Raw genomic sequence first — 14,565 nt, forward strand, 5'->3', positions numbered from 1 at the left:
GCATTAACGATTGTCGGCATGACATCACCCTCGATCAGCGGGCAGCGACGACGCGTGCGGTCGCATCGCCCTGCGCAAGGAATGCCAGCACGGCGGCGTTGAATTCGTTCGACCGCTCCCATTGCACCCAGTGTCCGGTATTGCTGAACAGGTAGACATCACAGTTCGGCATGCGCTTCTGGAGCGCGTACGCGCCGCTGGCCCGGTTGACCTTGTCATCCACGCCCCACAAGACGAGCGTCGGATTGCGCACGGATGCCAGTCGCGCATCCCGCGTGAAGTCGAGATTGCTGAACTTCGGGATGCCCTTGGGGCCCAGCAAAGGCGGGCTGGCGACGACTGCCGGGTCGATGCTGGCCCGAAAGCGCTCCTCGATCATCGACTGCGGCACGAGACTGCCGTCGAACACGAGATCGCCGCGAATGAACGTCGTGAGCTTCTCGCGGCTCGGGCCATCGTCCTTGTAATAGTTCAGCAACCGTTTGAGGCCGGGCGTGGGAACCTGACGCGTCGTATTGACGCCGCCGGGGCCCATCAACACGAGCCGGCCCACCGCTTGAGGGCGCTCCAGCGCCATGCGAAGCGCACAGGCTCCGCCGAGCGAATTCCCGATGGCGTGCGCATTCGGGATACCGAGCGCGTCCAGCATGCCGAGCATGCCTTCCGCGAGATCTCCGAATGGATCGTTGCGGTCGACGCCTTTCGTGGACTGACCGAACCCGGGCATGTCGGGCACCAGGACCCGAAAATGGCGCGCGAGCGCGTCGATGTTCCGCGCGTAGTTCGACAGGCCCGATGCGCCCGGCCCACCGCCATGCAGCATCAATACGGCGGGCCCTTCGCCAGCTTCCGATAGAAAAACGTGCCGCGCGCCGACCTTGGCGGTGCGTTGGCGCATTGCGTGCGTGATGGAGGGGGTATCCATGGCGTCGACTGCTCCTGATTTCGCTAGGTGTGATTCATTGTAATGAGATTAATGTCATTATGACAATATTCTCGTTTTTACCTAGCACCCGGTCGGGCGTCCGTAAGTCGCACCGTATAATCGGCACATGAGTGAATCCACGACCATTGATCATCGGACCCGTGTTGCCGCGCAGCGCCGCGAACGGATGCGCGCGCGGCTGATCGAAAGCGCGATGCTCGTTTTTGCCGAGAAAGGGATTGGCGCCAGTGTCATCCAGGACGTCATTACGGCCGCCGATGTGTCGCAAGGCACCTTCTACAACTACTTCCGTACCAATGAGGAACTGCTCGAAGCGGTGACGCAGGAGCTCAACGATGAGTTGCTCCGCCTGATCGAAACGGTCGTGGGCGCTTACGAAGACCCGGCCCGAAGAATTGCGTGCGGCGTCCGGATGTTTCTGTATGCCGCACGTGCCTATCCGCTGCTTGCACGCTTCATTTCGGCAGCTGGCGTCCATGCCGTCGGCCCGAGCAGCCTGATCTACGTGTACCTGCCGGTCCACATCCAGCAAGGCCTGGCTACCGGCCGATTTCAGGGCGTGACGGTCGAGCTGGCGCTCGACATGATTGCCGGAACCGCGCTCACGACGATTCATCGATTCACCGAAAACGGTGCGGTGGCCGAATCGCCCGAACAGATCGTTGCCGCGATTCTGCGCGGCCTGGGTGTCGATGGAGACGAGGCGCGGCGACTCGTGCTTGATGAACTGACGCTGGTCATGCCGCCTGAAACGTCCCTGCTGGAGCGAGGGCGTGTGCGCGCGGCGAAGCAGCCCGACGCCCGGTAGTGATCAACCGCCTCACGGCACGCCATCGAGCGGAGCAGCCGATCGGGGCGACACAAGCCGGTGAGAATGAACGCGTTGCCCGAACTCGACGCGAACGTTTCGTGCGGACGGATTGTTCTCACCAGACAGCGTCACCAACCCTGCCATCCCTGCGCCACCATTCGCGGGCGCCCATTGCTTCGCGCATCCGTGGCATTCCCCGTTCGTCAGGACGGATCCACCAGCCCGTCGTACGCAGCCTGAATCGAACCGAGAGCGGTTGGACCTGACGCAAACGACGACAGGCAACCCCGATGAGCTGCCGCAATCATCCATCGCAGCATGGGCCCGCGAACCGGAACGGCCTGTCATCGCGTGACACCGGCGAAACATCGGACGGCAAGAACGGGCAAGCGATCAGCATCGCTCCGCCGCTCCCATACCGTTATCACGTCGATTTTCCCCGCCTCCGTACTCCCATCGTCACCCTCCGTCGCTGTCGCCGATCGACACCGAAAGCGGTTTGTCGGTGCATTCCTTGCACACGCCGGAGAATAATTTGACGGTCCTGATGGCGTCCTTAGACTCGTGTGGAGGATCCATAGAGCGCGCGAAGACCTCGCGTCGCGCCACACAAACAGGAGATGCGAAATGCTCACGAAAATCGATACACACCATCACATCGTGCCGCCACCCTACGCAGCATGGCTGGAAAGTCGCGGCATCACGGCGGGAGGTCTTCCGATCCCGCACTGGAGCGAAGCAGGAGCGCTCGATCTGATGGAAGCGGAAGGTACGGCAACGGGCATTTTCTCCGTATCGACGCCGGGGGTTCATCTTGGCGATGACATCGAGGCACGCGAGAAAGCACGTGAGGTCAACGAATTCACTGCCGCCGTTGTGTCGCGACACCCCAGCCGCTTCGGGTTCTTCGCGACCCTGACGCTACCGGATGTCGAAGGCGCGATCGCGGAGGCGACCTATGCGATGGATACGCTCCGTGCGGACGGCGTGGTGCTGATCAGTAGCGTACGAGGCACGTACCTGGGTGATGAATCCTGGGCGCCGCTGTTCGAAGAGCTTAACCGACGTCAGGCAGTCGTCTTCATCCACCCTGGCGATCTACCCTGCGAGCCGGTGCCCGGGATTCCCCCGTATGCGGCAGACTTTCTTCTCGACACGACTCGGGCGGCGATCAACATTGCGAAAGCCGGTTGGCTCGAGCGCTTTCCTGACGTGAAATTCATTCTGTCGCACGCAGGCGGGTTTGTCCCCTACGCAGCACAGCGAATTGCGCGTGTTGTGTCGCCCGACAACAGCACCGAGGGCGGCCTGGCGCGACTCAGGCGCTACTACTTCGACACGGCGCTCTCGAGCAGCCCCTACGCGCTACCGGCGTTGCTTGCATTCGCCGATCCGTCCCGGATTACATTCGGGAGCGACTGGCCGTACGCCAACAAGGACCGGTCGGTCGATTTCACCCGGATGCTCGAAGCGTTTCCGCTGACGGAAGCGCAGCGACACGCGATTTATCGCGGTAACGCGGAACGTCTGTTCCCGCGACTGGCGGTGGCGTAAGAAAAATGCTGCGGGCGCCGGATGCCGGTGCCCCCGCTTTCGCGTGTGCGTCGACGCTCGGTCGGCCACGGATTCTTATCCGCTGCCGCCGCTTCCATTCAGGTGTCGGCGCTCGCGAACCTGCCCTTCGGTTGACCTGATCGAAACGTGCGATATTTGCCGAGCGAGATGAGCAGCGCGCTTGCGATGACCAGCACGATCGGGGCGAGCCGGAGCGGTAATGCGTAGTTGCGATACAGGTCGAAGTAGCGTCCAGCCACGAGCGGGCCGACGACTGCGCCGAAACCGTAGCCCGCGAACGCGATGCCATAGTGAAGGCCGAAACGTCTCAGCCCCAGATAGGCGCGGACCAGATAGGACAGCAAGTCCCCCTCTGCCCCTATCGCGAGGCCGATGCAGGCGCACGCGAGCAGCATGGATGGCAGGGACGCTGCATTCATGAGCAGCAGGTACCCCGACGCGCCGGCGAGCAGGAACCCCGCGCCGACCAGCGGCGCATGAAGGTAATCGATCAGTGCACCGGAAATCAGGCGCCCGATGAGTATTCCGACGCCGATCAGCGACGCGCAGTTCGCCGCCGCCCCGGGCGACAACCCGCGATCCGCCAACAGCACCGGCAAGTGCGGATTGAGCGAGAGCGTCGCACTCGAAGCGAGAAACGCGACCACGACGATCGTGCCGAGCTTGACCGCCGAGAATGATGGCTCCGCGCCGGCGAGGTCGTCAGGGCAATCGTCCCGTCGTGGCCGCGGCGCCACCTTCCGTTCCCTGATCAGCACATAGGCAAGGAGCGAGCCCGCGAGCGACACGCACGCGCTGATCTGATAGGCGTGGCGCCAGTGAAACGCCGCGATGACGTGCTGGGTGACCGTTGGCGCGGCCGCAGTGCCCACACCGAGTCCGACCATCGCGCAACCCGTCGCGAGCCCGAGGCGCCGGTCGAACCACTGCGGCAGGATCGCAAGGTAGCCGAGCACCGACGTTGCGGCACCCGACACACCGATCACCAGCGATAGCGCAATCCAGGCGCCGATGGCGCCGCTCTGCAGCCCCATGCAAGCCACCGCAAGACTGAACGCGATTGCCGAGACGAGAATCACGCGGCGCACGCCAAAACGATCCATCAGCATGCCGATGAACGGGCTCGCCGCGGCGAGCCCGCCCATTGACGCCGCGTAGGACATGGCCGCCTGTTCCCGCGTCCAATGAAATTCACGCAGCACGACGGGCGCGAATACGCCGGCTGTCGCATTGAATACCGGGGCATAACCCAAGGCCATGCCGATTGCTGCCCCTGCGACGATGGTGGCAAGTTGCAGTTTGCTGGGGCCACTAGCACCTGCGCCCTCTCTGGGTGCTGCGCTCATGTCCGACTCCTTGTGACGCTCGATGGGGTTGCCGGCGCGCGGCCATTTGGCCGGATGCGCCGGATAACAGGCGAATGCGAAGGCAAACAGGGCGCGTTCGATCGTGCAAACGATCGCGGCAACACCATGAGCAATCTTCAGTAACAAGACCGTGCGATCTCTCGACGTGCGCTCATACGCACCGGACGGGACTTCCGTGCCCTACCGGTTCCCTTGAGTGAAAGCCTTCAGAGACCGAACGGAACGTACGCATTCTGCGACTCGGGCAACTCGATGAACCCGGCTTCGCTGAACGTGCCGCGGCCATCGCCTTGCTTGCAAGAAAGAGGCGCGGCACCCGCGACAACCGCGCGTGCCGGCCCGCTTAGTTTTGCAGAAAGTCGAGCACCATGCGATTGAATGCGTCCGCATGCTCCCACTGCGCCCAGTGCCCGCATCGCCCGAATACATGCAGTCGAGCATTCGGCATGCCCCACACGAGCCGCAAGCCCACATCCAACGGCACGAAACGATCGTCGCGCCCCCAGATCACGAGCGCGGGCGACTTGATCTCGTTCAACCGGTAACCATAGTCCGGAAACTGCTTCGGATTGGCCGCCAGACTTTTCACGAAGTTCTCGAGATGATCGCGCCGCGCAAGCATGTTCTCGAGCCGCGTCTGCATCAGCTCTTCCGTCATCGTGCTCGCGTCGTAGACGAAGACATTGAGCATCTTCTCCAGATTCTCGAGCGTCGGCACGCGATACAGTCCCTGCAGCAGCTTGATCCCTTCGGTCGGCATCGGCACGAACTGGCTCGGGCCGCCCGTGCCGCCGCCCATCAGCACCAGCTTGCCGACGCGCTCCGGATACGACAGCGCGAATGCCACCGCGCTATGTCCGCCCATCGAATTGCCGACGAGATGCGCGCGTTCGATGCCGAGCGTATTCAGTACGCCCTTCAGCACACGCGCGTTGAGGTCGGAGCGCGAGCCGGTGCAGACGATCGAATCGCTCTTGCCCCAGCCGGGACAGTCGACGAGGATCACACGGTAGCCCGCGCGAGCGAATACGTCGACGTTGCGATAAAAGTTGGCCCAGCCGCTCGCACCCGGGCCGGAACCGTGCAGCAGCACCAGCGTTTCCGACCCTGCGCCGGTGTCGTTGTAGTGCACGCGCAGTTCCGTGCCGCCTTCCATCACGTTCAGGAACTTGCTGGTCGCGGCCTCTGTATGAATCACGGTGTCAGTCATGTCGATGTCCTTCGTCAGATCGATTCGGTTCCAAGTGTGTGCGAGCCGTTGGCCGACTCGCGCGGAGATTTCGCGACCACGGCGAGCGCGCCGAGCGCCGCGATCACGATGAGCGGAATGCTCGAGATCACGAGCATCGACGCGCTCTGGCCCAACGCCAGCAGTTGCCCGGCGATCAACGGGCCGACCATCGAACCCACACGGCCGACGGCCACCGCTGCGCCGACGCCCGTGCCGCGCACGCGTGTTGGATACGTTGCACCGGCAAGCGCATACAGCACCGACTGCGTGCCAACGAGAAACAGCCCCGCCAGCAGGCCACCCCATGCCATCGACACGTTGCCCGTCGCGCCGGCGAGCGCCAGCAACGCAATGGCGATGCCCGCATACATGCCGACCACGACCGGCCGCTTGCCAATGCGATCCATCAGCCCTGCGATCACGATCGCGCCGACGCCGCCGCCGATGTTGAACATCATCTGCACGACACTTGCCTGTACCGGCGTGAGGCCGCGCGAGAGCACCATCGACGGCAACCAGTTCATCAGGAAATACAGCACGATCAGCGTTCCCAGGTAGCTGATCCACAGCGCGATGGTCGTCACCGTGCGCCCGTCACTGAAGAGCGCGCGCACGATGCCGTCCTTCAACTCGCGGGTCGCACCCTGGCTCGCCGCGACGAAGTGCGTCGACTCCTTCAAGAAGAGCGCCAGCAGCGGCAGGGTCAGCAGCGGCCCGATCCCGCCGACATAGAAAATGTGCCGCCAGCCCTCGGCGCCCGGGCTGACGATGCCGATCACGGCCGCGAGCGCCGCGCCGAACGGCATGCCGCAGTACATCGCGCCGACTGCCGTGCTGCGTTGTCCGGGCGCCGCCGCTTCCGCGCACAGCGCGATCAGGTTCGGCATCGCGGCGCCGAGACCGAGGCCCGTGAGAAAGCGCGCGACGAGCAGGCTCTGCAGATCCCACACCTGGGTCGTTGCAATCGAAAATATCCCGAACAGCGCGACCGACATCATCAGCACGCGCTTGCGGCCGATGCGGTCTGCGAGCCGGCCGCCGATCGCCGCGCCCGGCAACAGGCCGAGCGCGCCGATGCCGAATGCCCAGCCGAGCTGCGCGACAGCGAGATGAAACTCGCGTGCCATGCGCGGCGCGGCGATGCCGGTGGATTGCAGGTCAAGCCCTTCGAGGAGCGCGACCGCGAGGCACAGGCCGATGGTGATGGCGCCGCCGGCGCGCGGGGGTGAAGCCGTTGACGTTTTCATTGATGTCTCCAGGTTGAACGATGCAGCGCTCTTCATGGCGCGTGGCATGACGGATGGTTCAGGCGCGTGCTTCGCGCTTCTTCAGATCGAGCGCGACGTCGACGATCATGTCTTCCTGACCGCCCACCATGCGTCGCTTGCCCAGCTCGACGAGAATGTCGACGGCTTTCAGGCCGTACTTCTTCGCCGCGATTTCGGAATGCCGCAGGAAGCTCGAATACACGCCCGCATAGCCAAGCGCGAGCGTTTCGCGGTCCACGCGCACCGGCCGGTCCTGCAACGGGCGCACGATATCGTCGGCCGCATCGAGCAGGCGATGGAGATCGGTGCCGTGATGCCAGCCAAGGCGCTCGGCCGCCGCGATGAACACTTCGAGAGGGGCATTGCCCGCTCCCGCCCCCATGCCCGCCAGGCTCGCATCGACGCGATCGCAACCCTCCTCGACCGCAACGATCGAGTTGGCTACGCCGAGGCTCAGGTTGTGATGGGCATGCATGCCCGTCCGGGTCTCGGGACGAAGCACCGCCTTGAGCGCCCTGAAGCGTGCACGGATGTCGTTCATGTTCATCGCGCCGCCGGAATCGACCACGTATACGCAAGTCGCGCCGTAGCTTTCCATCTTCTTCGCTTCGGTCGCGAGGTTGTCGGGCGTGGTCATGTGGCTCATCATCAGAAAGCCGACCGTGTCCATGCCGAGGCTGCGCGCATACTCGATGTGCTGCTTCGAGATGTCCGCTTCCGTGCAATGGGTCGCGACACGTACGACACGTGCGCCCGCGTCGTACGCGGCCTTCAGATCGTGAATCGTGCCGATGCCGGGCAGCAGCAGCGTCGCGATTGTCGCGTGCTTCACCACGTCGGCGACCGCCCCGATCCACTCCAGGTCGCTGTGCGCGCCGAAGCCATAGTTGAAGCTCGAACCCTGCAGGCCATCGCCATGTGCGACCTCGATGCTGTCGACCTTCGCCTCGTCCAGCGCACGGGCGATGTCCTGCACGTTCTGAATCGAATACTGATGACGGATCGCGTGCATGCCGTCGCGCAGCGTCACGTCGGAGATATAGAGTTTCTTGTCCATGATCGAGTGCTCCTTGCTTCAGGCGTTCACAAGCGACGCGGCCATGCGCTCGGCCGTTGCCAGCGCGGCGGAAGTCATGATGTCGAGGTTGCCCGCGTAGGCCGGCAGATAATGGGCCGCGCCTTCCACTTCGATGAAGATCGAGGTCTTGAGTCCGCTGAAATAGCCGAGTCCGGGGATATGCAACGGCGCAGCGGCGGGGATGTCGTCGAACTGCACGGATTGCTTCAAGCGATAACCGGGCACATAGGCCTGGACCGCAGCGGCCATCTGGCTGACCGACGTTTCGATCAGCGCCCGGTCTGCCGCTTCGGACAGCACATAGACCGTGTCGCGCATCATGAGCGGCGGCTCGGCCGGATTGAGCACGATGATCGCCTTGCCCTTGCCGGCGCCGCCGACCGCTTCAATCGCCTGCGACGTCGTCTCCGTGAACTCGTCGATGTTGGCGCGCGTGCCGGGCCCTGCCGACTTGCTGCTGATCGATGCAACGATCTCCGCGTAATGCACCTTTGCGACCCGCGACACGGCGGCGACCATCGGGATCGTCGCCTGTCCGCCGCATGTGACCATGTTCACGTTCAGCGCATCGAGATGCGCGTCGAGGTTCACCACCGGCACACAATACGGGCCGATGGCAGCAGGCGTCAGGTCGATCACGCGAATGCCGGGCTTGAGCGTGCGCAGGAACGCGTCGTTCTTCACATGCGCGCCGGCGGACGTCGCATCGAACACGAAATCGATCTCGTCGAACACGGGCAGGCGCGCCAGCCCTTCCACGCCTTCATGCGTCGTCGCCACGCCGAGCCTCGCGGCGCGCGCGAGGCCGTCCGAAGCTGGATCGATGCCGACCATCGCCGCGACGTCGAGATGCTTGCTGCGACGCATGATCTTGATCATCAGGTCGGTGCCGATGTTGCCGGATCCGATGATCGCGGCTTTGCACCGGGTGTTGTCTGTTGCCATGGGAATGTCTCCGTCCGTCATTCGCTGAAACTGGCGCGCACACTGCCGAGCCCTTCGATATGCGCCGTATAGGTGCCGGCCGCCTTCACCGCGACCATCGGGCCGAGCGCGCCCGTCAGCACGATGTCGCCCGCACGCAGCGGCGTGCCGAGCCGAACCATCCGGTCCGCGAGCCACGCCGCCGCATTGAGCGGATTGCCGAGGCACGCGCCGCCATTGCCACGTGAAAGGACTTCACCGTCCTGCGTGAGCGTCATCGCGCACGCGGTCAGCTCGATATCGCGCAGCAGGACCGGTCGGCTACCGAGCACGAACAGCGCGCTCGACGCGTTGTCGGCCACGGTGTCGAAAAACCGGATGTCCCAGTCGCGGATGCGACTGTCGACGACCTCGATCGCGGCCACCGCATACGCGGTCGCGGAGATCAGATCCGAGAACGTGTGTTTTTCGGCGGTCAGGTCGCGTTCGAGCACGAGCGCGATCTCCGCCTCGACCTTCGGCTGGATCAACGAGGCAAGCGGCATCGGCTGGCTGTCGCCGTAAGCCATCGACGCGAACAACGCCCCGAAGTCCGGCTGATCGACGCCGAGTTGCTTCTGCACCGCGGGCGAAGTCAGGCCGATCTTCCTGCCGACAACCCGCTCGCCGTTCGCCATGCGCAAGTCGTTGTTGATCTGCTGGATCGCGTAGGCGCGTGTCGCGTCGCCTTCGGGGCACGTATCACGCAACGGCGCGATCGTCCGGCGCGAGGCCTGCGCTTCACGCAGGCGCGCAGCCATCGAAACAATGCTGTTGTCATCCGACATGGCTCTATCTCCTGGAAAGGGTCCGTTCTCGCGCATGCATCGCGCCAAAGCCCGCGATCCATTCTGGAATCGCGCGGTAGTAATCGATCGATGCCGCGTATGGGCCGCTCGCCGCAAGCGCACCGAATGCGGCGACCCACGTGCGGATCTCGTGCGCGGACTTGCCCGCATCACGCGTGATCGCTTCGTTCGTGAGGCCATCGACGGCGGTGATTTCACCGCGTTCGAGCAGCGCGAGAAACATGCGGTCCCATGTGGGATTGAGCGGATGCAGGCGGCTGTCACCCGCCGCGAATGCCTTGGCCGCCGCGACGGTGCGGGATTGCCGCGCATCGCGCGACTCCGGCGACGGGTTGCGGCCCGCGATCAACCGTTCCGCGACGACACCGTCCGCGCCCGCGATTTCAGGCACCGGCGGCTCATGCGAGAGACCACCCGAGCCGATCAGCAACACGCGCCGGTTCGTGCGCGCGACGGCACGGCCAATCGCATCGCCAAGCAGTCGTGCGCGGCGGCACGACGCCATCGGCGGCGCAACCGAGTTGATGAAGACGGGTACCACCGGATAGCGGTCGATACCGCCCGTGAGCACCTCGAGCGCCTGCGCGCAGCCGTGATCGACCTGCATGCGATACGACACGGCTACGTCGATATCGCTTGCGAGCGTGGCATCGGCGAGCGCGAGCGCCACATCGCGCGTGACGGGCAACGGGCCGGCCGCGCTGCCGAAATCGCCGACAGCCGTCGCCCCGACGCCGATGCAGAACTGCGGCATCACGTCGTAGAAAAATCCGTTGTAGTGATCCGGCGCGAACACGATCACCAACTCCGGATCGAACGCGTCGACCCGCTCGCGCGCCGCGCGCTGCACCCGCTCGACTTCCGCGACGACTGCCGGCGCGGGATCGAAATAGCCGTGCAGCGGCGTGTGCGATATGCATTCGAGATGGATCGGCATCTCAGGCCCCTACCAGGTCGGCGGCGTGCGCGAACGTCGCGTCGTTGGCCGTCGCGCCCGTTGTCATCGGAAGCGACAGCCTTTGTGCGAGCTGCGACACGCAATCCGATACGCATTGCGGCGAGCACATGCCTGCCACGAAGCGGTCCGGCCGCAACAGCACGACCGATTCCGGCACGCGCGCGAACCAGTCGCGCAGGCGCGAGTCGACATCGCCCATGGCGATCACGTCTTCGGGCACGTCATCGTGGAAGGCGAGCTGCGGGTCGGGCTTCGCGAGCACGAAGCATCCCCCAAGCGCGCTCCAGATGCGGCGCGCCTCGGGCGTCAGGCCGAAGGTCGGGTCCGTGCCCCACCCCACGATCGCGAAGCGATTGCCGATCGCATCGTCGAGCCGGACGATGCTGCCATCAGCGAGACGCACGCGCGGCTGGATGAACATGCGGCCTACGGGGGTGCCCGCCTGCGCATCACGTCCATGCACCATCCGCCCGATCAGCGATTCGCGCTTCTCGCTCATCAGGCCCACCAGCCGCCCGAACGCGCCGTGCCCCCGCTTCGCGATCAGGCGCGCGAGCAGGCCTTCGGACCGCTCGCGTCGCGCCAGCAGCACGACGCCTTCTTCATAGCGCGGCATCGGCTTGAAGCGCATTTCGACGAAGTAGCGCTTCATGGAAGGCAGCATGTCGAAACAGCGCACGAACGCGTCGCGCACTTTCGATCCGAAGAAGCTCGTCGGCGCGAAGATATCGCCCGCGACTTCCGAGAGGTGGATCATCGAGCGGGCGTGGGCGCGCCGCTCCATCGTGTAGGTATCGAGCAGCGCGTCGTGCGCCGTGCCTTTCACGACCATCGCGAGCTTCCAGCCGAGATTGCTCGCGTCGCGAATGCCGCTGTTGTAACCCTGCCCCTGCCACACCGGCATGATGTGCGCGGCGTCCCCCGCGAGCAGGATGCGCTTCACGCGGAATGTGCTCGCGAGCCGCGCGTTGTGCGTATAGACCCGCTGACGAATGTAGTCGACCTTGTCAGGATCGTCGACAACCCCGCGCACCAACGCCGCCATGTTCTCCGGCTTCGACAGCTCCGCCTCCGTCTCCCCGGGCATCACCATGAATTCGAAACGCCGGATGCCGTGCGGCAGCGCCGCCGACACGTAAGGACGCCGCGCGTCGCAATGCAGATAAACATGCGGAGAGCCGATCGGATCATTGCGCACGTCGATCACGATCCATTGATTCGGCTTCGTGCGGCCTTCGAACGGCACGTCGAGCGTGCGGCGCACCAGGCTGTTGCCACCGTCCGCGCCGACCATGTACGCGGCGCGGATCGTTGTCTTCACGCCGTGCGCGTCGGTCGCGGCGATGGTCACTCCACACGCGTCCTGCGCGAAACTGTCGACGCTGTGGCCAAGCAGCGTCGACACATTGTCGAAACGCTCGAGACCGCGATACAGAATCTGATCGGCGAGCGGCTGGATGAAGGCATTGCGGCGCGGCCAGCCGAACTCGTCGGTGCGCGGCTCGATCGACGCGAAGCACTTCCCTTTCAGCGTGAAGCGCATCCAGTGATTCGGCGTGGTGTGTGGAAGCAGCGCGTCGACAAGGCCGACCGACTGGAATACCCGCAATGCTTCGTCGTCGAGGCCGATGGCGCGCGGATAGTCGATGATCTGCGCGAGCTTCTCGATCACGACGACGCGCACGCCCTGCAGGCCGAGAATGTTCGCGATCATCAGGCCGACCGGGCCTGCGCCGATGATGGCGACATCGGCGTCGATCGAACGGTGTGTCGTTTCGTGAGGATGAGCGCGGCCGTTGCCGGCCGCCGGTTCAAAGGCGGGGCGCATGCTTGTCTCCTGACTGGGCTTGTCCGATGTGCTGAACCGGCGAAGCGCCTGGCTCCCGGTCGTTCAGCTTATGAATGCAGTTTATGGACGGCGGAAAACGCTCTCAACAAAATCTCCGGAATGTGCATAGAATGCACATGCTTGATTTAAATGGGGTTTTCGACGTGACAACCTACACGAACGTGCGCGGCCTGGCGCGCGGCCTTCAGGTGCTGCGGGCGCTGAATGCGATGGAAGACGGACGCGCAACGAGTCAACAGATCGCCGATCTGACCGGCCTGCATCGCACCACAGTGCGCCGTCTGCTCGAAACGTTGATGGAGGAAGGGTTCGTGCGCCGCAGCACATCGGACGACAGCTTCCGCCTGACGCTCGCCGTGCGTTCGTTGAGCGAGGGTTTCACCGATACCGAGCGCATCGCGACCGTGGCGCCGCCGATCATGGGGCAGCTACTGCAGCGCGTTGCGTGGCCATCCGATCTGACCACGCCCGATGGCGACGCGATGATCATCCGCGAGACGACGCATCGCTTCAGCCGGCTGTCGTTTCATCGCGCGATGGTCGGGCGACGTTTGCCGATCTTGCTGACGGCGGCGGGCCGCGCCTACTTCGCGATGTGCCCCGACGAGGAGCGCGAGGACATTCTGGAACTGTTGCGCTCCGGCGCGGGCGGCGAAGAGCAACAGGCGTTCGCGAGAAACGATGCGCTCGTGCGCAAGCTGATCCGGCGTGTGCGCGAGGATGGTTTCGGATCGAATCACGGCGACTGGACCGCACAGGCGAAAATCGGTGCGGTGGCGGTCGCGATCAGTGCAGACGAACGCGTGATCGCGAGTCTCAATATCGTCTTCCTGTCGCGCGCGGTCAGTCTCGCAGACGCCACGCGCCGCTTTGTGCCCGAGTTACAGAAAACGGCGATGGAAATTGCTGCAGCGTTGAAGCAGGAACCAGGGACTCAACCCCATCCATCGGCGTAAGCGAAGCCCCAGCAGCCACCCTCACTGCGGCCGCAACATCCGCTGAATGATCGTCCGCAGCATCGCGCGATGCGCGCGCGGCTTGAATCCGGGCTCAAACACGACACGCCCGACCGCCCCTTCCGCGAGCGCAAGCAGCCAGGTCGCGACGAGATCGGGTTTCAGGCTGCCGTCGATCTTCTGTTGCGCGACTCCGCGCTTGATCAGCGCAACCATCCGCCCCTTCACCTGCGCCTCGTTCGCCGCGAACAGCGCGGCAACATCGGGATTGCGCGTCGCCTCGGCCGCGGTCTCGATGCTGATGCGCGCATAGACGGGATCGCTCGACAGTTCCATCAACGCCAGCGCGATCTCCTCGATCGCGGCCAGTGCGTCGGCGGCGTCCGCATGCCGCGCGAACAATTCGGCCATCTCGCGCTGGTCGTCCTGCGCGATCGCCTCGATGATCGCCGCCTTCGTCGGGAAATAATGAAACAGGTTGCCGGGGCTCATCCCCGCCGCCTTGCAGATCGCGGCCGTGGACGTCGCATGGAAGCCGTCGCGTGCAAAACAGTCGATCGCGGCATCCAGGATCTGGCGCCGCTTCGCTTCCACTCTTTCAGGATCGATCTTTCTCAACAGGAACTCCGGGCTCGACGATGGCTCAAATATTTATTAGACTGATTAGTCGATCTATTATCATTGCGATGCGCCACAGGCGTCAAGGCACCGCGCCTGTCGCGGGCCGCCCGCTGCATTCGCTTCACACGACCAC

Annotated in this window: 13 protein-coding genes; 3 read left to right on the forward strand and 10 right to left on the reverse strand. The window is 64.3% G+C overall.

Going from position 1 to position 14,565, the window contains the following annotated elements; translation table 11 throughout:
• Nucleotides 1-34: 34 nt before the first annotated feature.
• On the reverse strand, nucleotides 35-925 hold the full coding sequence (locus KEC55_RS34820) for an alpha/beta fold hydrolase (protein WP_282512295.1): 891 nt from the start codon (nucleotides 923-925) through the stop codon (nucleotides 35-37).
• Between the two features lie 127 nt (nucleotides 926-1,052).
• Between KEC55_RS34820 and KEC55_RS34825 the strand changes: the two genes are divergently transcribed.
• Together KEC55_RS34825 and KEC55_RS34830 are read left to right on the forward strand one after the other, a co-directional pair.
• Entirely contained in the window at nucleotides 1,053-1,754 is a 702-nt protein-coding gene (locus KEC55_RS34825) for a TetR/AcrR family transcriptional regulator (RefSeq protein WP_282512296.1), read from the forward strand.
• A gap of 630 nt (nucleotides 1,755-2,384) precedes the next feature.
• A complete protein-coding gene (locus tag KEC55_RS34830) occupies nucleotides 2,385-3,311 on the forward strand; it encodes an amidohydrolase family protein (RefSeq protein ID WP_282512298.1) in 927 nt (308 codons plus the stop codon).
• A 98-nt stretch (nucleotides 3,312-3,409) separates the two neighbouring features.
• On the opposite strand, the gene KEC55_RS34835 is transcribed toward KEC55_RS34830, so the two are convergent.
• The 8 genes from KEC55_RS34835 to KEC55_RS34870 all read right to left on the reverse strand — a co-directional run bounded on the left by KEC55_RS34835 (nucleotide 3,410) and on the right by KEC55_RS34870 (nucleotide 12,834).
• A complete protein-coding gene (locus tag KEC55_RS34835) occupies nucleotides 3,410-4,825 on the reverse strand; it encodes an MFS transporter (protein WP_282512300.1) in 1,416 nt (471 codons plus the stop codon).
• A 217-nt stretch (nucleotides 4,826-5,042) separates the two neighbouring features.
• Nucleotides 5,043-5,909 carry an alpha/beta fold hydrolase gene (locus KEC55_RS34840; RefSeq protein WP_282512302.1) on the reverse strand — a complete coding sequence of 289 codons (867 nt, stop codon included), beginning with the start codon at nucleotides 5,907-5,909 and terminating at the stop codon, nucleotides 5,043-5,045.
• Nucleotides 5,910-5,923: 14 nt separating this feature from the next.
• Nucleotides 5,924-7,177 carry a 3-(3-hydroxy-phenyl)propionate transporter MhpT gene (gene mhpT, locus KEC55_RS34845; protein WP_282512304.1) on the reverse strand — a complete coding sequence of 418 codons (1,254 nt, stop codon included), beginning with the start codon at nucleotides 7,175-7,177 and terminating at the stop codon, nucleotides 5,924-5,926.
• 58 nt (nucleotides 7,178-7,235) lie between these two features.
• Nucleotides 7,236-8,258, reverse strand: a complete 1,023-nt coding sequence (dmpG, locus tag KEC55_RS34850) for a 4-hydroxy-2-oxovalerate aldolase (protein ID WP_348996032.1) — start codon at nucleotides 8,256-8,258, stop codon at nucleotides 7,236-7,238.
• A gap of 15 nt (nucleotides 8,259-8,273) precedes the next feature.
• Nucleotides 8,274-9,221: an acetaldehyde dehydrogenase (acetylating) gene (locus KEC55_RS34855; RefSeq protein WP_282513127.1), complete on the reverse strand. Its 948-nt coding sequence runs from the start codon at nucleotides 9,219-9,221 to the stop codon at nucleotides 8,274-8,276.
• Nucleotides 9,222-9,238: 17 nt separating this feature from the next.
• Complete coding sequence (mhpD, locus tag KEC55_RS34860; protein WP_282512308.1) at nucleotides 9,239-10,027, reverse strand: 2-keto-4-pentenoate hydratase; 789 nt, start codon at nucleotides 10,025-10,027, stop codon at nucleotides 9,239-9,241.
• Between the two features lie 4 nt (nucleotides 10,028-10,031).
• The gene (locus KEC55_RS34865; RefSeq protein WP_282512310.1) at nucleotides 10,032-10,985 is read right to left on the reverse strand and encodes a 3-carboxyethylcatechol 2,3-dioxygenase; all 954 of its coding nucleotides are present in this window, start codon (nucleotides 10,983-10,985) and stop codon (nucleotides 10,032-10,034) included.
• Between the two features lies 1 nt (nucleotide 10,986).
• Nucleotides 10,987-12,834: a bifunctional 3-(3-hydroxy-phenyl)propionate/3-hydroxycinnamic acid hydroxylase gene (locus tag KEC55_RS34870; RefSeq protein ID WP_282512312.1), complete on the reverse strand. Its 1,848-nt coding sequence runs from the start codon at nucleotides 12,832-12,834 to the stop codon at nucleotides 10,987-10,989.
• A gap of 164 nt (nucleotides 12,835-12,998) precedes the next feature.
• Here KEC55_RS34870 and KEC55_RS34875 point away from each other — a divergent pair, with 164 nt between their 5' ends.
• Nucleotides 12,999-13,811: a DNA-binding transcriptional regulator gene (locus KEC55_RS34875; protein ID WP_282513129.1), complete on the forward strand. Its 813-nt coding sequence runs from the start codon at nucleotides 12,999-13,001 to the stop codon at nucleotides 13,809-13,811.
• Nucleotides 13,812-13,832: 21 nt separating this feature from the next.
• On the opposite strand, the gene KEC55_RS34880 is transcribed toward KEC55_RS34875, so the two are convergent.
• Nucleotides 13,833-14,429, reverse strand: a complete 597-nt coding sequence (locus KEC55_RS34880) for a TetR/AcrR family transcriptional regulator (RefSeq protein WP_282512313.1) — start codon at nucleotides 14,427-14,429, stop codon at nucleotides 13,833-13,835.
• Nucleotides 14,430-14,565: the final 136 nt, after the last annotated feature.

The organism is Burkholderia cepacia (assembly GCF_029962485.1).
GTDB lineage: Bacteria > Pseudomonadota > Gammaproteobacteria > Burkholderiales > Burkholderiaceae > Burkholderia.

Coding starts and splice junctions, on each gene's coding strand:
- KEC55_RS34820 (WP_282512295.1), bottom strand. CDS start 925: ATGGATACCCCCTCCATCACGCACGCAATGCGCCAACGCACCGCCAAG.
- KEC55_RS34825 (WP_282512296.1), top strand. CDS start 1,053: ATGAGTGAATCCACGACCATTGATCATCGGACCCGTGTTGCCGCGCAG.
- KEC55_RS34830 (WP_282512298.1), top strand. CDS start 2,385: ATGCTCACGAAAATCGATACACACCATCACATCGTGCCGCCACCCTAC.
- KEC55_RS34840 (WP_282512302.1), bottom strand. CDS start 5,909: ATGACTGACACCGTGATTCATACAGAGGCCGCGACCAGCAAGTTCCTG.
- mhpT (WP_282512304.1), bottom strand. CDS start 7,177: ATGAAAACGTCAACGGCTTCACCCCCGCGCGCCGGCGGCGCCATCACC.
- KEC55_RS34855 (WP_282513127.1), bottom strand. CDS start 9,221: ATGGCAACAGACAACACCCGGTGCAAAGCCGCGATCATCGGATCCGGC.
- mhpD (WP_282512308.1), bottom strand. CDS start 10,027: ATGTCGGATGACAACAGCATTGTTTCGATGGCTGCGCGCCTGCGTGAA.
- KEC55_RS34865 (WP_282512310.1), bottom strand. CDS start 10,985: ATGCCGATCCATCTCGAATGCATATCGCACACGCCGCTGCACGGCTAT.
- KEC55_RS34870 (WP_282512312.1), bottom strand. CDS start 12,834: ATGCGCCCCGCCTTTGAACCGGCGGCCGGCAACGGCCGCGCTCATCCT.